Source organism: Litorisediminivivens sp. KMU-197 (assembly GCF_056858395.1).
In genome coordinates, this window is record NZ_JBXEQG010000002.1 from 266,718 (window position 1) to 284,475 (window position 17,758).

The 17,758-nt window shown below is 57.1% G+C and carries 15 protein-coding genes and 1 tRNA gene; 5 read left to right on the forward strand and 11 right to left on the reverse strand.

All coding sequences use genetic code 11. From position 1 onward, the window contains the following. Window positions 1-2: 2 nt before the first annotated feature. Both nusA and rimP read right to left on the reverse strand, forming a co-directional pair. Window positions 3-1,637 (reverse strand): transcription termination factor NusA, encoded by a 1,635-nt coding sequence (gene nusA / locus AC04PT_RS06190; protein WP_482872725.1) that lies wholly within the window; start codon window positions 1,635-1,637, stop codon window positions 3-5. Beyond that, entirely contained in the window at window positions 1,637-2,239 is a 603-nt protein-coding gene (gene rimP / locus AC04PT_RS06195; RefSeq protein WP_482873078.1) for a ribosome maturation factor RimP, read from the reverse strand. The genes nusA and rimP overlap by 1 nt, the downstream gene beginning before the upstream one ends. A gap of 405 nt (window positions 2,240-2,644) precedes the next feature. On the opposite strand from rimP, the gene AC04PT_RS06200 reads away from it, so the two are divergent. Continuing rightward, a complete protein-coding gene (locus AC04PT_RS06200; protein ID WP_482872726.1) occupies window positions 2,645-2,770 on the forward strand; it encodes a hypothetical protein in 126 nt (41 codons plus the stop codon). Window positions 2,771-3,177: 407 nt separating this feature from the next. On the opposite strand, the gene AC04PT_RS06205 is transcribed toward AC04PT_RS06200, so the two are convergent. Continuing rightward, window positions 3,178-4,158: a complex I NDUFA9 subunit family protein gene (locus tag AC04PT_RS06205; protein ID WP_482872727.1), complete on the reverse strand. Its 981-nt coding sequence runs from the start codon at window positions 4,156-4,158 to the stop codon at window positions 3,178-3,180. A 151-nt stretch (window positions 4,159-4,309) separates the two neighbouring features. Here AC04PT_RS06205 and AC04PT_RS06210 point away from each other — a divergent pair. Further along, window positions 4,310-4,395: transfer RNA gene (locus AC04PT_RS06210), tRNA-Leu, on the forward strand. Window positions 4,396-4,603: 208 nt separating this feature from the next. Here the strand turns inward: AC04PT_RS06210 and fcl are convergent. The 3 genes from fcl to AC04PT_RS06225 form a co-directional block, all read right to left on the reverse strand. Beyond that, window positions 4,604-5,578: a GDP-L-fucose synthase gene (fcl, locus tag AC04PT_RS06215; RefSeq protein ID WP_482872728.1), complete on the reverse strand. Its 975-nt coding sequence runs from the start codon at window positions 5,576-5,578 to the stop codon at window positions 4,604-4,606. After that, window positions 5,575-6,699, reverse strand: coding sequence for a GDP-mannose 4,6-dehydratase (gene gmd / locus AC04PT_RS06220; protein WP_482872729.1), 1,125 nt, complete (start codon window positions 6,697-6,699; stop codon window positions 5,575-5,577). The genes fcl and gmd overlap by 4 nt, the downstream gene beginning before the upstream one ends. 457 nt (window positions 6,700-7,156) lie before the next feature. Beyond that, on the reverse strand, window positions 7,157-7,405 hold the full coding sequence (locus AC04PT_RS06225) for a hypothetical protein (RefSeq protein WP_482872730.1): 249 nt from the start codon (window positions 7,403-7,405) through the stop codon (window positions 7,157-7,159). Between the two features lie 350 nt (window positions 7,406-7,755). Here AC04PT_RS06225 and AC04PT_RS06230 point away from each other — a divergent pair, with 350 nt between their 5' ends. Genes AC04PT_RS06230 through AC04PT_RS06240 form a run of 3 tightly spaced genes read left to right on the forward strand, consistent with a single transcriptional unit; the run spans window position 7,756 to window position 10,167 of the window. Beyond that, window positions 7,756-8,379, forward strand: a complete 624-nt coding sequence (locus AC04PT_RS06230; protein ID WP_482872732.1) for a glycosyltransferase — start codon at window positions 7,756-7,758, stop codon at window positions 8,377-8,379. After that, a complete protein-coding gene (locus AC04PT_RS06235) occupies window positions 8,379-9,083 on the forward strand; it encodes a class I SAM-dependent methyltransferase (protein ID WP_482873079.1) in 705 nt (234 codons plus the stop codon). Before AC04PT_RS06230 ends, AC04PT_RS06235 begins: the two co-directional genes overlap by 1 nt. Window positions 9,084-9,099: 16 nt before the next feature. Continuing rightward, complete coding sequence (locus AC04PT_RS06240; RefSeq protein ID WP_482872733.1) at window positions 9,100-10,167, forward strand: glycosyltransferase family 4 protein; 1,068 nt, start codon at window positions 9,100-9,102, stop codon at window positions 10,165-10,167. A 313-nt stretch (window positions 10,168-10,480) separates the two neighbouring features. On the opposite strand, the gene AC04PT_RS06245 is transcribed toward AC04PT_RS06240, so the two are convergent. The 5 genes from AC04PT_RS06245 to AC04PT_RS06265 form a co-directional block, all read right to left on the reverse strand. Continuing rightward, a complete protein-coding gene (locus tag AC04PT_RS06245; RefSeq protein WP_482872734.1) occupies window positions 10,481-11,761 on the reverse strand; it encodes an oligosaccharide flippase family protein in 1,281 nt (426 codons plus the stop codon). Beyond that, window positions 11,758-13,002, reverse strand: a complete 1,245-nt coding sequence (locus AC04PT_RS06250; protein WP_482872735.1) for a glycosyltransferase — start codon at window positions 13,000-13,002, stop codon at window positions 11,758-11,760. Before AC04PT_RS06250 ends, AC04PT_RS06245 begins: the two co-directional genes overlap by 4 nt. Continuing rightward, window positions 12,984-15,305 carry a polysaccharide pyruvyl transferase family protein gene (locus AC04PT_RS06255; RefSeq protein WP_482872736.1) on the reverse strand — a complete coding sequence of 774 codons (2,322 nt, stop codon included), beginning with the start codon at window positions 15,303-15,305 and terminating at the stop codon, window positions 12,984-12,986. The genes AC04PT_RS06250 and AC04PT_RS06255 overlap by 19 nt, the downstream gene beginning before the upstream one ends. A gap of 178 nt (window positions 15,306-15,483) precedes the next feature. Further along, window positions 15,484-16,452: a glycosyltransferase family 2 protein gene (locus tag AC04PT_RS06260; protein WP_482872737.1), complete on the reverse strand. Its 969-nt coding sequence runs from the start codon at window positions 16,450-16,452 to the stop codon at window positions 15,484-15,486. A 1-nt stretch (window position 16,453) separates the two neighbouring features. Continuing rightward, complete coding sequence (locus tag AC04PT_RS06265) at window positions 16,454-17,434, reverse strand: glycosyltransferase family 2 protein (RefSeq protein WP_482872738.1); 981 nt, start codon at window positions 17,432-17,434, stop codon at window positions 16,454-16,456. Between the last annotated feature and the right edge of the window lie 324 nt (window positions 17,435-17,758).

Here is a 17,758-nt window from a genome sequence, read left to right on the forward strand (position 1 = left end):
GCTCAGGCCTGGGCCTCCGCGTTGGCTTCGGCGTCGCCTTCGCCCTCTTCGGCTTCGTCTTCCTCGTCCGATTCGAGGTCCGCGGGGTCGACCCAGCCGAGTTCGATCCGGGCGGTCATCACCAGTTGCTGGGCTTCTTCGAGAGAAACGTCGAAGGGTTCCAGCAGGCCGTCGTCCTTGATCCGCTCACCGTTGTCGGTGGTCCAGCCGCCGGCGAGTTCCCAGTCGGCGCAGGTGGCGAAATCTTCAAGCGTCTTGATGCCGTCCTTGGCGAGAACCTCGATCATTTGGGGGGTGAGACCCTCGAAGTCAATGAGGCTGTCCTGCGCACCGAGTTCGCGGGCCGCTTCCAACGCCTTCTTGGCCTGAGCTTCCAGGAACTCGCGGGCCCGGGTCTGCAATTCGGCGGCAGTGTCTTCGTCGACGCCGTCGATCACCAGCAGTTCGTCCTGCTCCACGTATGCCACCTCTTCGAGGTTGGTGAAGCCTTCCGATACCAGCAACTGGGCGAAGAATTCGTCGAGGTCCAGCGTCTCCATGAAGAGGTTTGTGCGCTCCTCGAACTCCTTCTGACGACGCGCCGACTCCTCGGCCTCGGTCATGATGTCGATGTCCAGCCCGGTCAGCTGCGACGCCAGACGCACGTTCTGACCACGGCGGCCGATGGCGAGCGACAGTTGCTCTTCGGGAACCACCACCTCGATCCGCTCGGCTTCCTCGTCGAGAACCACCTTGGTGACTTCCGCCGGTTGCAGCGCGTTCACCAGGAAGGTCGGCTGGTCCTCATTCCACGGGATGATGTCGATCTTTTCGCCCTGAAGCTCGTTCACGACGGCCTGGACGCGGCTGCCGCGCATACCGACGCAGGCCCCCACGGGGTCGATCGACCCGTCGTAGGAAATCACGGCGATCTTGGCGCGCGAACCGGGGTCGCGGGCGACGGCCTTGATCTCGATGATGCCGTCATAGATCTCGGGCACTTCCATCTTGAACAGCTCGGCCATAAACTCGGGCGCGGTGCGCGACAAGAAGATCTGCGGGCCACGCGCTTCGCGGCGCACGTCCTTGATGTAGCAGCGGATGCGGTCGTTTGGGCGATAGCTTTCACGGCCGATCTTCTCGTTGCGGCGCAGGATCGCCTCGCCACGACCGACGTCGACGATGACGTTGCCGTATTCCTCGCGCTTGACCTGGCCGTTGATGATGGTGCCGGCGCGGTCCTTGAATTCGTCGTACTGGCGGTCACGTTCGGCTTCGCGGACCTTCTGCAGGATCACCTGCTTGGCCGACTGCGCCGCAATCCGGCCCATTTCCACCGGCGGCACTTCCTCGACATAGGTGTCGCCGACCTTGGGATCGGCCATGTACTGCTTGGCCTGCTCGACGGTCATCTCGGCCTGGTAGTTTTCCAGCTCTTCTTCCTCGACCACGGTGCGGACGCGGGTAAAGGTCGCCCGACCGGTGCGGCGGTCGATGCTGACGCGGATGTCCATCTCGGAGCCGTAGCGGCTCTTCGCGGCGCGGGCGAGGCTTTCTTCCATCGCCTCGACCACGAGACCAGGGTCGATCATCTTTTCGCGCGCCACCGCCTCGGCGGTCTGCAAAAGCTCAAGCTGGTTGGCTGACGTAATTGCCATTATTCTTTCTCCTCTTGAGACGCCGCATCGTCGGTCTCGATCTCGTCAAACTTGGTTTCGTCCACTTCCGCCGCCTTGCGCTGGCGCAGCATCTCGCGGACCAGCTCGTCGGTCATGACCAGCTTGGCATCGCTCAGCCAGTCGAACTGCAGGCCCAGCGTCACGGTCTCTTCTCCCTCGGAGGAACCGTCGACGTTGATCAACACCTCTCCACCCTCGACACCGGCCAGTTCGCCTTTGAAGCGGCGGCGGCCGTCGATCAGCTCGGTGGTTTCCAGTTTGGCTTCATAGCCTTCGAAAGTCTCGAAATCCTTGAGCCGGGTCAGCGGTCGGTCGATGCCGGGGCTTGAGACTTCCAGCGTGTAGGTATCGAGAATCGGGTCCTCGACGTCCAGCACAGCGCTGACGGCGGTCGAGATCTCGGCGCATTCGTCGACTTCGATCCCGCCGGACGGGCGTTCGGCCATGATCTGAAGCGTCTGGCTCTTGCCGCTCATCAGGCGGATTCGGACCAGTTCGAAGCCCATGTCCTCGATCACCGGCGCGATGATCTCGGCCAGGCGGCGGTCGATTGCGGCCTTTGCAATCAGCGTGTTGGACAGAATATCGGTCATGCGGATCCTGAAGTGGTACGGGCACAAAAAAACGGGCGCGCGGCCCGTCGATCATTCCCGGTGGAGCTTCAGGCTTGGCCCGACGCGCCGCTGTTGAAGGGCCATATACGCGGTCCGCCCTCTCGGCGCAAGGGGCTTGCGGCACAAAGGGGTCCAAGCATTGCGGTGAATGCCGCCGGGGCCCATCCGATTGAGCCGCCCGGCATCCAAGTTCGCCGCCCGTAACCTGGACTCGGCACCGTGGCGCCCCAGCATATCGGCCTTGCCGTTTCAGGCGTCCTGCGAAGCGTGGCGAAAGACACGCCCTGATCTGACCGATCGATCGTGCCGCCACTGCCTCAGACCAAGATGTCTTCATCCGTCGCCACGGGTTCATCGTCGCCGGAGTCCGTAGTGTCGGTCATCAGAACACTGGTGGCCAACAAGGCTTCGGCCCATGATGACGTCAAGATCGGCGGATTGGAAGGCTTCGAAATCCGCATTCCAGGCGGGAACTATGCCCTCGAAACCCCAGCCTGAGCCCTGCGGATCGATGTCGGCAAACTGGGAAAGGAAACCCGAATTGTTGCTGGCCTCTTAGGTGTGTCCGGCAGCTTCGGCCACGTAGTTCGTCCAGAGATGTAGGCTCGTCTGGGGCGAGCCGTGGAAGTTGACTAATGAATTGGCGGAGATGAACTGACTTCTCTCAACAGGCATGGTGGCCCCTTCGGAGCAGATCAATGCAGGTGCGGTCGTGAGCGAACGCCTCGGTTGGTGCCAGTCAACCGACTAGAGGGAAACAAAGTTGACGGCACCTTAATGAATGCCAATTCAGTCTCACGCCGCCTCCTGCGGTGGCGCATGCTTAAATTTCAACGAATTGGCCGTGATGGAGCGCACGCTGCCGGGGCAAGCCAGCCGGCGCGACTGGCAAGAAAGTCCGGCACTCAGGTCTTCAGGCGACCGGCGGATTCCTTGATTGCGTCGTATTGGCCAGCCTTGCGGAACCGCCAGAGATAGTCCGGAATCACCGCCTCGATCGCCGTCGGCTGGATACCCAGATCGGCGAAGCCGGGCTGGCTGCCCGACACCACGTTGTCGACCCTGAGCGATTTGACCTGATCAGGAGTCAGCACGCTGTTCGAGAACAACCCGAAGGTCATCGTGGACAGGAGGTCAAGCGTCTTGGCCAGAAGCCCCGCCAGACCGAAGGGCATGTTCAGAACCATCCGGCGGCGTCGAATCACGTCGAGCATGTCCTGCATCAGATCGCGGAACGTCTTCACCTCGGGTCCGCCCAATTCATAGATGCCCGAGGCCTTACCCTCAGCCCCCATCACCGCCGCCTGCGCCACGTCATCGACATAGACCGGCTGGAAGCAGGTGTCGCCACCGACCACAGGCAGGACAGGTCCCAGACGCGACATGCCGGCGAAGCGGTTGAAGAACGCATCCTCCGGCCCGAAGATCACCGAGGGTCGCAGGATCATGGCACCGGGCATATGCTCCAGCACGGCTTGCTCGCCTTCGGCCTTGGTCCGCTGATAAGCGCTGTCCGATTCGGCATCTGCGCCGATGGCCGAGACATGCACCATGTGCGCCACGCCGGTCTCGGCAGCAAGCCGGGCGATCCGCCCGGCGCCGTCCACGTGGATGGCATCGAAGTTGTTCTTTCCCTTGGCGTCGAATGTGCCGACGCAATTAATCACCGCGTCTGTGCCCTGCATCACCTGCCGCACGGAGTTGTCGTCGCGGATATTGCACAGGACCGGTTCGACCTGACCGACAACACCGTAGGGGCGGACGAAGATCGCCTCGTTCGGGCGGCGGCAGGCGACACGCACACGCCAGCCGGCCTTGGCCATACGGCGCGCAATGTAACGACCGACGAACCCGGAACCGCCGTATATCGTGACCAGTTTCGACATGGTGGGCCTCACTTCCTGCGCGTGTTGCACAGGGAATATCGCCGGCCCGGGCACGTGACAAGGTGATAAGCTGACGCTTGCATCGCATTTCCTGAAGATTCCGCGTTGACACTCCCTTGTGGCCCAATTAAACGCCTGCCTCACGACACCTGCCCAGGTGGCGGAATGGTAGACGCGCTAGCTTCAGGTGCTAGTGTCCGTATGGACGTGGAGGTTCGAGTCCTCTCCTGGGCACCACTTTCCATTGAAACCTCAGTGTTTTCAGGCTGCTAGCCCGGATGCCACTTCACAAACGCTACATGAGATCGGGTGGCGGACATGAGGTTAACGATGGATGTGCATCGGTGTCAGTCGGGCGCTTGGCAGTCGACCTTCGATGAAAATATTCCCTTCATGATATCCTACGATATGATGGACCTGAGGAGATCATCCGTAATCTTGCCAATTACCTGACGCGGAGAGACTCGAGCGACTGTTGGGCATACCACACATAAGTATCGCGGATCCCTTCTTCCAAGCCGATACTGGCGGTCCAACCCAGGCGCGCAAGCCTGCTGACATCCATGAGTTTCCGAGGCGCTCCGTCCGGCTTTGTAGTGTCGAAGCTTAGTCGTCCCGCAAACCCTGTCACCCGGGCCACCGTCTCGGCCAATTCTCGGATCGTCACATCCGTGCCTGTGCCGACATTGATGTGGCTCAACATCAGATCGGTTTCGCGCGCATAGGTCTCGGCATCGAGGTCCAGTACGAACAGCGACGCCTCGGCCATGTCATCCACATGCATAAATTCCCGCATCGGGTTACCGGTGCCCCAGACCAACACCTCGTCGCGGTCCTCCTGAACCGCTTCCTGGCAACGGCGGATCAGGGCGGGCAGAACATGGGAATTCTGCGGATGAAAGTTGTCGCCCGGGCCATAGAGATTTGTCGGCATCACGCTGCGGTAGTCGGTGCCATATTGGCGATTGTAGCTCTCGCAAAGCTTGATCCCGGCAATCTTGGCTACGGCGTAGGGTTCATTTGTCGGTTCCAGAGGCCCGGTCAGCAGCGCGTCTTCGCGCATCGGCTGAGCGGCCATCTTCGGATAAATGCACGACGACCCGAGTTGAAGCAGCCGATTGACACCGGCACGAAATGCAGCATGGATCACGTTGCACTGGATCATCAAGTTTTCATAGATGAACTGCGCCGGGTAGGTGTTATTGGCCAAGATGCCGCCGACCTTCGCCGCTGCCAAGATCACCGCATCGGGCGCTACCTCGTCCATGAAGGCCATCACTGCCCGCTGGTCCATGAGATCGAGTTCCGACGACGTCCGGGTAACCAGGTCCAGCGCCTCGCCGGCGGACCTGCGTGCCTCCAGCTTTCGCAGGATCGCTTCACCCACCATACCCTTGTGTCCTGCGAGGTAGATTTTCATCCGCCGTTCTCTGCGGCCATCGGCAGGGCCAGCCCATGTAGCTTCAGCAAAGCGTGGCGGCGGGCGGATTTCAGATCTTCCGCCACCATCTCGGCGCATATCTCCTGTGCGGTAATTTCCGGCGTCCAGTTCAGCTTGGCCTTGGCTTTCGAGGGGTCGCCCAGCAGGGTTTCCACTTCTGCAGGGCGGAAATAACGCGGATCGATCCGCAGGATCACGTCGCCCGGCTTCACGGCCGGGGCCATATCGCTCGTCACCGCCGATACGGTTGCGATCTCATCGACACCATGGCGCGAGAACTTCAGAGTGATCCCCAATTCCGCTGCCGCCCAAATGATGAACTGGCGCACGGAATACTGCACGCCAGTGGCGATAACAAAATCCTCGGCTGTGTCCTGCTGCAGCATCATCCACTGCATTCGTACGTAATCCTTAGCGTGACCCCAGTCCCGCAGCGAATCAATGTTACCCATGAATAGGCAGGGCTCGAGTCCCTGCGCAATATTCGCCAGCCCGCGAGTAATCTTTCGGGTCACGAAGGTTTCGCCCCGGCGCGGACTTTCATGATTAAACAGAATACCGTTGCAGGCATACATTCCATAGGCCTCACGGTAATTAACCGTGATCCAATAGGCGTACATCTTGGCCACTGCATAGGGTGATCGCGGGTGGAACGGCGTGGTCTCGCGCTGCGGAGTCTCTTGTACCAACCCGTATAGCTCCGAGGTCGAGGCCTGATAGAAGCGAGTCTTCTTCTCAAACCCCAGGAAGCGAATCGCCTCAAGCAGGCGAAGTGCGCCAATTCCGTCCACATCGGCGGTGTATTCCGGTGCCTCGAAGGAAACCGCCACATGCGATTGCGCGCCTAGGTTATAGACCTCATCGGGCTGCACTTCGCTGAGGATGCGGGTGAGGTTCGAGGTGTCGGTAAGATCGCCATAGTGAAGCTTCAGTTTCGGGTTTGATTCGTGAGGGTCTTCGTAGATATGGTCGATCCTCTGGGTGTTGAATAGCGACGCACGCCGCTTGATCCCATGAACCTCGTAGCCTTTTTGCAGCAAAAACTCAGCCAGATAGGAGCCGTCCTGCCCGGTTATACCGGTGATCAATGCCTTTTTCATCCTCGCGTCTTACACCCTGCCAACCAATCGCCCCACCCTCAACGGGTAAATATTAGCGAGCGCTTCGATACCGCATATGTCGATCTTGAGCGGCGCCCGATAACCCTCGATGCATATCCGTATGATATTCGTCGGCATCGATAGTCGGCAAGCCCGCGATCACTCTTCGCAAAGTCAGCGAAAACCAAATGTACTGTAACATTTTTTCGATCGATCGCGACCACGATCCAGAAGTCGTATAGGTTACGCTGGCGCAACAGGACAAGAACGCCGTTCGGCGAGCCTACAAACGGACTACATGTCTGGAGGAACGCAACCCGCTGATGCAGGACTGGGCGGGTTTGCTGGACGAATTCGATGGAAAGAGTCGCGAATAAGACAATATCGAAATGCCGCAATGCGCGACGGGCGAAAACAGTTGATGGAACACCTTTCCCCCTACCGCCGAAAGGCACCGTCAAGTTCCAAATGAACTTCCGTTTAGACGTCCCCGGGATGTTGAACGCGTACTGCACTCGAAACACGGGTCGATCTCGCGCGATCCGGCGTTTTTGTTTCTTTGGGGCGCGAATATGAAGCTCTGCAAGGCTTTGCATGATTGCAAGGAAAGCGCCCAGTTTTTGCGCAGCTCTTCCGGCTTTTGCTGCTTCACGCGCTGTACCGAAGCGCCGGCCAGGTTCAGCTCAATGGCGAGTTTTTTTGTCATAGTCCAGCTTGTCGTTGGTGCCGTCGATCAGCAGACTCATAAGCTGGTCCGACCGGGCTTTGCACCGCGTTGCGTTCGGCGGTGCCTTTTTGGCCAAGCCTAAAGTCGGCGGCTGCATGTGATCATCTTGGGAAGCGACCCGGTTGACACTCCTACGCCGAGCCCTGGTAGAGGAGACAGTCGCAACATCTGCCTCAGATCAGCGATGGTTCCTAAGCGACACTGCCAAGAAATGTTGTCCTTTGCAGAACTTTGGTTGCATGGGTAAATCCAGACCAGATAGGCTGTGGGGCACTGAGCGTGTACACTGGGACCATCATGCGCAATTAAATTTGGCAGGTTGACGATTGATGAAACTGGTCATCCAAATCCCCTGTTTCAACGAGGCCGAAGACCTGCCGGGCACCCTTGCAGCGTTGCCTCGGGAAATTCGCGTAAACGACGTGATTAAAACCATCATTGTTGACGAAGGAAGCAGCGATCAAACCAAAGAGGTCGCACACGCCAGCGGTCTGGTGAGCGCCATCATCGGGCATCGCCGAAATCGCGGACTGGCATCGGCATTCCAAAGCGAGCTGGACGCCAGTCTTGCGATGGGCGCAGACATCGTTGTGAATCTTGGGGCCGATGGCCAATACGAAGCGACTGATATTGCCTCCGGTGTGCAGCCGATTGTCGAAGGTAGGTCAGATAAACTCGTCGGAGATCGGAGTGTCGCTGACAACGCGGATCTCTGCCCATGCAAAGGCGTGTTGCAGCGCTGGGGCAGCGCGGTTGTCAGGCAGCTTTCGGGCTCCTACATCCAAAATGCGGGGTTTTTACCTGGTGTGCTTTGGCGACTGCCATTGGGCACTTTGCCTAATTCTCCGTACGCCTCCCTCGCAGGGATGCGGATCATGGGGTCAGGTGGAGCCTCAGGTTCTTGTCCAGCGTACTTGTATCGGGCGACCGCGGGCTTGGAAAGTTCAGCTTGATGGCTCTGCATGGTCCCGAATACCCGGCTATCGCGCACTGTATCCCGTCCGACCACGCGCGAAGCTGCACCGCCTTTGACTTGCTGTTCGAAATTGCTAACTCAGCGAAGTGGTCCCGGCCTGCTAAGGTGCTGGATTTCGGGTGTGGCGATGGCCGCGCCGTCGATACGATTCGCCGGATCATACCGTCATGCGACTACACTGGTGTTGATATCGAGACATCGCCCGAAGTTGACAGCCGACGTCGCGATGACGCGCGGTTTGTCAGCTATAATGGTGTCGATTTGCCGTTTGCTACTTCGAGTTTCGATGTGGTACACTCGAGGCAGGTCTTCGAGCATGTCCGTCACCCTGACGCTGCCGCCGCTGAGATTGCGCGCGTGCTGGTGCCCAACGGAGTGTTCGTCGGATCGCTCAGCAATCTCGAGCCCTATCATTCGTTTTCCATTTTCAACTACACGCCATGGGGTCTTTTCCGCTTGATCGAAGACAATGGCATGCAACTATTGGCAATGCGTCCCGGACCCGAGGGCATGGCGATGATTATTCGACAATTGACAATGCGCCGCCTCAGTTTCGGGCTGGCTTATCCAGCAATCCGTGCGATGGGCCTGATTGCCGGTTGGGATGTCAAACAGCGAAACTACTTGAAGCTTCGTTTTTCCGGCCACATCTGCTTTATCGCACGTCGAGCAGAGCAGTAGACGGAAAGGAGACGTCTTGACTGCGCTGCCCCCATATGTCCGGTTTGTCACACGAAAATGGCCGCCAGCGGTTGGCGGCATGGAAACTTATTGTCTGCGCTTGTCAGAGCATTTGCCGAAATACTGCGACCTCGAGGTCATCGCCTTGCCAGGGCAGGCGAATGGCAATTCACCATCGGCGTGGAAACTTGCCCTTTTTGGAATAATAACTGCTCTAACATTGATGACTTCCCGCCGCGGCTCGGACGCCACGCATATCGCCGACATGGCCGCCTGGCCCTTGGGAGTGGTAGCTGGTTGCTTTAGCCGAAACAAAAAAATCGTGCTCTCCGCGCATGGCACGGATGTCAGCTTTGCTTTCCGCGAGGGGTGGAAAAACCGGCTGTACTGTCGGTATCTCGGCGCTGGGCGTAAGCTATTGGCCGACGCGACAATCGTGGCAAATTCGTCTGCGACGCAGGACGCGCTCCACCGCCTTGGCTTCGGGAACGTTCGCGTCGTACCTCTGGCTGCTGACAGCGCAGAGGAGATCCCGACCACTCAGCCGCAGCTGCATCTCTTGTTCGCTGGTCGGATTATCCGGCGAAAGGGGCTGTCTTGGTTTGTAAATTCGGTGCTGCCACTATTGCCACCCGAATTGACGCTGCACGTTGCCGGTCCTATCTGGGAGGATAATGAGGCAGTGTGCCTAAAGAACCCGCGGGTCAATTACCTAGGCACCCTGAGGCCCGACGCCCTGAATGTCGCATACCGCAACGCTTTAGCCGTGATCGTTCCCAATCTGGATTTGGAGATCGGTCATCTCGAAGGCTTTGGATTGGTCGCCACGGAAGCCGCGGCCGCCGGCGCAGTGGTTGTCGCCTCAGACGCTGGCGGCTTGGTGGACGCAGTTCTAGACGGACAGACGGGATTCAATGTCCCGGCAGGAGACGCAGAGGCCTGGGCAGCAAGGATCAGCAACGTCCGAGATTGGAGCCGCGCTGACCGAACAGCGTTCTTGCGACAGTCTAAAGAAGCCTGCCGTGCACACTTTTCTTGGGACCGGGTCGCGCGTGAGACGGTTCGTACATACTTCAGGGACTAGATTAGAATGCAAGCATTGCGAGCAAAGCCAATGAACTCTGGTTGCTTCTTGCGCGAGATCGTATAAAAATTCTTGGTCTGTTCTGTGGTGCAAGTACCAAGGTTCGAATTGAACATCGCTAAACCCGTCCGCAAGCTTCGTCAGTTAGTCTAAGAGTGTGCGAAGATTGGCGAGGTTGTCATAACCACAAACCGTTTGAGAACCGTGTAGCCATTGGCTTTGATATCTGAAGGTGTGCTCGCAGATGGAAAGTGCACGGGGGCACTTGCGTCAAGTCGAGAACTTAGCGTGCTAGGTGAGAATTGCGATTGCCTCAAAGCACAGAAGTTCTAACAGAACCCTTCCGAAGTAGAGCGCCCAGCATCACGAAACTCCAAATTGCAGTCATGGATGTCGTGGCAGCGGCGGCCCCAAGAAGCCCATAATATGGAATTAGGATGAGATTCAGCAGCACGTTGGCGACAAGAGCTACGCCTGCTGCGATTGCAGGCCATCTTTCTTCACCGATTAGGTTGAGCTTCGTCGATACAGGCCCAACGAACGACACAACCACAGGACCAATCGATAGAAGGAGTGCCACAGGATACGCGCTTTCGTAACCCTCCCCGAAAAGGTTCTCAAAAATGTAGCGTCCCAATATTGCAAGCAAGGCAATGCTGGCGACCGTCACCGCGAACATCGCAGACGATGCGCGCTGTAGGAATTTTCGAAGAGCAACTTGATCCGCGTCATCGATTAGAGCGATGAGGCGGGGGATGATAACCACAGTTATCGAAGCCATCCCGAACAGGATGAAGTTGGTCACATTTGCAGCCACACGATAAATACCTACGTCGCTCGCCTCCATCAGTGCTCCGAGCATCAAAACATCCACCGATGAATTCAAGGCCTGAATGCTCATGGCAGCGCCCAGCACGATCGAGGCGCGGAGCCAAGCTCGGCTCTGGTCGCGCGCGGGCCGCGGAGCGCTTCGGGCGGGGGACGGATAAAAGCGCCGAAACAAAATGTGGCCGATCAGGAAGGCAATTGCCGTTGCGGCCAAGTTCCACAGCATCGCACTTGTGGCCGAGGCCTGTCCGCCGACCACGACGAAATAGACGACTGCCGCCGAGAGCAGCAGCAAAGGCCGGAGCAGAAGTTCGGGCATCTGGCCGGAGTTCACGCGGCCAATTCCTCGTAGAGCCGCGCTGCGAATGCCGCTCATTGCGACCAGAGGGATCAGCGGCAGACTAAGCAGGATCGTGGTCATCCCGACGTCGGGACGTGGCAGCAGCATGAGGCTCAACAAGTACAATCCGACAAGAAACACCGAAAGCTTTCCAACGATTCTGGTCGCCCATCTCCAGATCGTGTTGCAGTCCTGTTCGTTCTCGCGGTGGAGCGCTCTCCCGATTTCGCGCACCAAAAGTGTTGGCAGTCCGGCCTGGGCGGGCACTGCTAATATTCCAATAAGCGAGATTACGTAACTATATTGCCCGAATCGGGCGGGGCCCAATAGGCGCGCAATGGCGATCGAAGCAGCTAGACCACAAGTTGCACCCGATATTTTCAGCGTCAGGTTAAGGGCGCTTGATTTCACTTCCTGATACTTCATGACCGGGCACGTTTTATGACATCTTGATAGAGATCGAGATACTTTTGGGCAATCGTCGCATATCCGAACCTCGAATGTGCCATTTCAACAGCCTGTTTTGACAGACGGGCAAGCCGTTCCGCGTCACGCAGGAGCCAGTCGGTGCCCTTCGCGAAATCCTTCGCAGAGAACGGCTGGGCAAGATAACCTGTAGACTGGTGATCCACGATGTCTGTAATCCCGCCTGTCTCGAATGCGACAATGGGCGTGGCACAGCTCAAAGCTTCGAGTCCGCAATTTGGCAGGTTGTCCATGCGGGATGGCAAGACAAAGACGTCTGCGGCAGAGTAGGCGCGTCTGATATCCAGGTCAGAGTTGAGCTTGCCTAAATAATGCGTCGGCGCGAGAAATGGCGGGCCATCGGCCTGCCCAAAGACAGCGAGATGCACGCAGGGCTGTCGTTGAACAAGCTCTTCTATGGCGGACCGAAGCAGATCGGCGCCCTTGCGCGGGTCTTTAATGCCTCCGTCCGCGCCAAACAGCACCAGCGGTACCTCAGTAGGTATTCCGAGTGCCGCACGTGCCGCCCTCTTATCAATTTGACACCAGATGTCCGTATCAATGGCATTGGGGATAACCGTGACCGGCCAGTCCTGCATGAGCGCACTGTTCCGGACGCAGTTGGCCAACCAATTTGATGGACAAATGAGTTGGATCGGCGTTTTCCAAGCTCGTCGCTTTGCCTGCCAAGTTAGCCTGTCGAGGTCTATCCCCGTTTGACCTGCTGGGCGGTTGGCCGCTGTGTAACCGGTCTCCCACCGATCGGTCTCAGAATAGTGCTCGGTTCCGCAGAAGGCCCACATGTCGTGAAGTGTCCAAACCAACGGTGCCTTAAACCGCACGAGGTCTGCTGGCGCCATCATTTGAGCGTTGATCCAGTGCAGGTGAACAATATCTGGTGTACCGCGATTGACACGCTCGGGAAGTCGCGATGGTATTGATGCAGGAGAACGGAACCCTTTGTCCGCTGAACTTTGCAACCAGTTTAATTTCTGGCCCACACCAGACCTGATCTTTGCGGCCAAGAGGCCCATCTGCCCTGAGCCAATGACCAAAGGGTCGCTGGAGTTTTTCCGCGAAACCAACATTCGGGAGCTGGCGTTCAAGCTTCCTAGAGCTTGATGGATACGATGTGCTGCGCGGCCAGCGCCTCCGTTGTCTGTGTATGTCAGGTGAACGACGTTCACGCGGACAGCGTCCATTTCTCGAACGCCTTTTCCAAGGCCCTTGTCAACTTGAGCTCACGGGCGGCAACTGTGCGCGGCGAATCCAGTCCATCTTCTAGAGCGTCAACAAGGCTTTCTGCAGTGAGTCCCATGAGGTTGAGGCAGGTAAGATCATAGCTTTCGGCAAGCTCCGAAACCTTGCCCCGTCCGAGCGTGTAATCAATAACGACTGGCCTCAGGCCGAGGCCAACCGAGAATATGGCCGAGTGAAATCGCATCGCAAGCACCAGGTCAGCGCTTTTGAAAGCTTTGGCGTAATCTATCGGTGGCAGCTCCCGCCCCAGGAGGCTCATGTCGATGCGGTCGCCAAACGATACTCCGCGAAACAGCCTGCGATAAAACCAGCGGTCGTCACCTCCGAAGTGATTTGTACACATCGGCAAAGGCCGAATTAAGAGGTTCTGGTTCCGGACGCACAATTCTTTCAATGCATCTACAACAGCAGATTCGTACTTCGCGTTCAGTCCTTCAATCGCGGACTGTGAGAGGTGTCTGGCATACTGATGACCGGGGAAGTCTCTCAGTCCGAGAAGCAGCACACGGTCATTGGATTTCTCGGTCCGTCCAAGTTGAACGGATATCTCTTTCAGCCAATTTAAAGCGGGATCTTCAGCGACTAGATCGTCTGGTCGCGCCGTATCGAGTTTTGCGGCCAGCTGGAGCGAACGGTCGTCACGGAAAATGCGGATATTGGCCAGTTCCAGAATGCGCGAGATTGAAGCATTTTGGTGTGGCAGACCCATTGGCCCGACGCCGCAACCGGCGATGATGGTTGTGACACTGGCCTTATGCGCAGTCTCGAACAGCACCTGCATTTCCGCCAGCTCCTGCAATCCCATGATTGGGCCGCCGCCAAATGCGAGAAAGTCGGCCGCAGACACCTTTGCCACCGCACTTTCGGGACTGACGATGGTCCAGCTCTCCAACTCCGGCATTTGGGCGACGGTTTGCGAGCTGATATATGGATTCAAGGACACAAGAATAAACTCAACGTCTCCAAGCACGGTCCGCAATGCGCTGGCTAACCCTGTAAGGATGGCCTTGTCGCCCAATGTCTCCGTGCCATACCAGCCGGCGATCATGACCCGCCGCTTTCCCTCAATTGCGCAATTCGGTCGCACAGCGACGGCGAGCTGTCGTAGCTCTGCAATCCGAGACGCGAAACCACGCTTCTTCCGCCACGTCCCCAGGCCAATGCGAGCGTACAGACCCTTCGCAGTATTTGTCAGTCGCAACTTGTCGAGTACCTCTAGAATAGTTTGTCGGACAAGCTCCTTTCGAGGTGGTAACCCGACATAGTCGTGATTACAGCTGTCGCATTCGTGTGCAATAATCCCGTCAAGATGCGGCTTGTTGCCGAAATAGAGCGCATTTGAATCGGCTTCGTAGATGCGTCCGAGGCTGTCGCTCTTGACCGCGCAATACAGCAAATCGCCCTTTGACGTGAGCGTCACGCCCCTGTGCTGCCAATCACAGCCTGCGGTACGCGGTTTGCTGTGAATGATTTGGCCTATCAGAGATTGATAAAAAAATCGCTGACTTGCACTTGGTTCGTAATTGCTACACAGCCCCTCGAGAAACTCAGCGAAGTGATACCGTTCCTCAAAAGTCAGGGCATAAGGCTCTTTGACGTCGGCGGTGTAGAGCCTGCGATGCGGTATGCCGAGGCGATATTTCACGTAAAAGTCTTCTGCGATGCAGAATTCGAGAAGGTCCTCAATTCCAAAAACGTTCTCTTTGATTACGGTGCATCCAATCCGAACCGAATGAACGGTCGGCTCGGCCTTGATGAACTCAAGGACCCTCTGCGCTCGGGCAAAGTTGCCTGGCTTCCCGCGGACGCGATCATGAACCTCGCCCACGCCGTCCAGTGACACCATCACGTCCAGTTTCGCGCCATGGTCATCAATGATGCGACCTATCTCAAATATCCGTTCCGTAACTTCATTTACGCGGAAAGCGTTGGTAATGAGAGAGACATTTCTGAGCGACGGCAGCCTTTCAAGAAGCACGGAAACTAGCTGAGCCAGGTCTTTTCGGAGCGTCGGCTCTCCGCCGTTAAGCCCCACCGCGCGGATGTTTGAGAAAAGCTCGTTATCCAAGCCCTGTCGCAACTGTTCCGGGGTAATATCGACTGATTTCTTGTTTTCCCAAATCTTGCACATTTGACAACGCGAGTTGCAGATATCGATGACCGGGAATTGAAGGACGACCGGTTTTTCCAATCGATATGGGGGACCCTTAATAATGTGTCCAAGTCGGTCCAGCTTACTTTTCATAGAGGGAGTTCGGTCCAATGGACGAAAGCGTTGCAATTGTACTTCAACCCGTTCCTTTCGGCTATGCAGGTTCGAAATTTGTCCTGACTGGCATACCGCGGAAGTGCAGCCAATTTGAGGCGCGCCATCGCAGTGTGCTGTAAGGCAACGTATCTGCGGTTTAACCTCCACATATATTTCATCGTAGTCTTGCTCCGCAGACATATCGGGCTATAAAGCACCTTGCAAAGGCAAGCGGGCGGGACAATGCCTTGGCTGCCGACAGACCTGCGGCAAAGAATCGTCCCTGCTCAACGTTGTCTCTGAGATCAAGGGAGTGGCTTGTAGCCGCAATCTCTGCGGGCAACTGCGCTAGCCTTCTCTTTGACTGAAATGACAGGGATTGATACGCCTGATCCTCGCAAATCAAGTCTATCGCAAGCTGCTGTTCACCAGTGCTGCGAAGTGTTCGGGAGCTATCCGATACCTGACCAGACTTGGTTCCCCGTCTCTGCGTGTAGAGGTAGTAAGTATCGCCAATCAGGCTGAAGCGGGCGCCGGCCATGAGCACGCGCATCAAGAAAACCATATCTTCCGCATGGCGAAGCGTCGGCCATTCGATGTTGTGCTGATTCAAAAAGCTACGCCTGACGACCGGTTGCATCCAACCCATGTTGATGCGTCCACCCGGCCGTGAATTTTTAAGAAACCGCTCTGCGGTCACAGCTATCTTGTCGCCCGAAGCCATTGAGAAAGCGTGACCCACGACTTGGCCAAGCCCTGGGTCAACCAACGCAAGGTTGTCGGCAATGGCATCTAGATAGGAATATTCAGCTTCGTCGATAAGTCGCTCCAAACGAACCCTGTCCATGTCGTCATCGGCATCCAGAACAGCGACCCACTTACCACGAGCAGCACGAAGTCCAAACGCGCGGGCAAATCCCGGGCCGCCATTTTTGTCTAAATTGACCAGACGGATACGGGGGTCGCGTGCCATCGCTTCCGAAACGATTTCTGCCGTACGGTCTTCTGAGGCATCGTCTATCACTATGACCTCCAAATCGCTGAGGCTTTGATCGAGGGCGCAGGTCATAGCATTTGCTATGAAGCTCTCACCGTTGTAAACCGGGATTAGAACAGAGGCGCGAACGGGTGAGGCAGCGGACATATTAGGTACCCAGCAGCTTCGAACGCAGACGACGATAAGTCAGATAAAGCGGCCAATAAAGCGCATAAGCCAAGCGCATCCTCAGACTTGCACAGTGCTGCATCTGCGCGCGCTCTTCTTCTTGGAACCTGTACCGCAGGGAACGCCAGTCATTGCGCGAGCTGATTCCGGTGTCGTCCATACAGGCCAGTATGCGCTTTATCGGAAGGAATTCGCATCTGGCCCGCCGAGCGCGAAGGAAGAACTCGTAATCCATCGCGACCCTAAATGACTCATCGAAACCACCGATTCTTTCAAACACTTCCCGACGGCAGATCGATCCTTGATGCAGAATAGCCTTGAAGGTCAAGCGCATACGAGGATGGTCAAAAAACAAGCTTCTGTAATTTCCGGAAGTTCCATGCAAAATGCCGCAGATCAGGATGTCGACGCAGCGTCCCGTGTACTCATCAATATCAGATAGGCTTTCTGCCTCGGCAAAAGTATCGCCCGCGTGCAGAACAATAATCCATTCACCCTTCGCCAGCGCGATCCCCTTGTTCATCGCATCAGCGATACCTGCGTCGGGTTCGCTGATCCAGACTACAGAGGCGTCAAGCGTTTCAAGATACGGCCGCGTCCCATCAGTCGACGCGCCATCTACGATCAAATGCTCCACATTGCAGTAGGTCTGCTCGCCAACACTGGCGATCGTCACCTTCAATGGGCCAAGCGCATTGCGGCACGCCGTGACGACTGAGAACTTCGGGCGCCGATCGGACGAGCCCAGTGGTACGATTTTGGGAACGGACGTGCGGCTTGGGTCAGCGATAGTCACAGTGCTTATGCTTTCTCGCGCTTGAGACGGTTTTCGCTTATTACGGCCTGCTGTCTCTCTCTGCAGCTTGGGGGTCGCTCTTTGACTGAGAGAGTAATTCGAGAAGTTGCTGGATGCAAAGGTGCATTGACGTCGATTGTGCGCTGACTGTGCACGCCCGGCCACAAGGCCCCTGTATCAAGAATGTCGGCTAGGTGTTTCGCGGAGTGTAAGCCGGACTTCGAGCCATACCAGAACCTCATCCTCAACCTAGCCCACCCGGTTTGAGCCCAGCCGGACCCTTTTAGGAAATTGGCCTGATTTTGCTGCCTGCCGCATTGATGGCAATGTCATCGTACCGTACGTGCTCTGCCACCCCCACCCGTAGTCCCTGCCAAAGGAGGCCGAGGTGTTTTGCCCCGGCGCATGATCCGGCCGCCAGACATTTCGCGGAACGACCGTTATTCGATCCGCCTAGGGCCGAAACTACAGAGCCGGGAAAGTCCGCGA

What these genes read in the sequence shown, in the direction of transcription:
- AC04PT_RS06205 (WP_482872727.1), bottom strand. Translation starts at nt 4,158, where the DNA reads ATGTCGAAACTGGTCACGATATACGGCGGTTCCGGGTTCGTCGGTCGT.
- AC04PT_RS06225 (WP_482872730.1), bottom strand. Translation starts at nt 7,405, where the DNA reads ATGACAAAAAAACTCGCCATTGAGCTGAACCTGGCCGGCGCTTCGGTA.
- AC04PT_RS06250 (WP_482872735.1), bottom strand. Translation starts at nt 13,002, where the DNA reads ATGGACGCTGTCCGCGTGAACGTCGTTCACCTGACATACACAGACAAC.
- fcl (WP_482872728.1), bottom strand. Translation starts at nt 5,578, where the DNA reads ATGAAAATCTACCTCGCAGGACACAAGGGTATGGTGGGTGAAGCGATC.
- gmd (WP_482872729.1), bottom strand. Translation starts at nt 6,699, where the DNA reads ATGAAAAAGGCATTGATCACCGGTATAACCGGGCAGGACGGCTCCTAT.
- AC04PT_RS06230 (WP_482872732.1), top strand. Translation starts at nt 7,756, where the DNA reads ATGAAACTGGTCATCCAAATCCCCTGTTTCAACGAGGCCGAAGACCTG.
- AC04PT_RS06255 (WP_482872736.1), bottom strand. Translation starts at nt 15,305, where the DNA reads ATGAAAAGTAAGCTGGACCGACTTGGACACATTATTAAGGGTCCCCCA.
- nusA (WP_482872725.1), bottom strand. Translation starts at nt 1,637, where the DNA reads ATGGCAATTACGTCAGCCAACCAGCTTGAGCTTTTGCAGACCGCCGAG.
- AC04PT_RS06260 (WP_482872737.1), bottom strand. Translation starts at nt 16,452, where the DNA reads ATGTCCGCTGCCTCACCCGTTCGCGCCTCTGTTCTAATCCCGGTTTAC.
- AC04PT_RS06245 (WP_482872734.1), bottom strand. Translation starts at nt 11,761, where the DNA reads ATGAAGTATCAGGAAGTGAAATCAAGCGCCCTTAACCTGACGCTGAAA.
- AC04PT_RS06235 (WP_482873079.1), top strand. Translation starts at nt 8,379, where the DNA reads ATGGCTCTGCATGGTCCCGAATACCCGGCTATCGCGCACTGTATCCCG.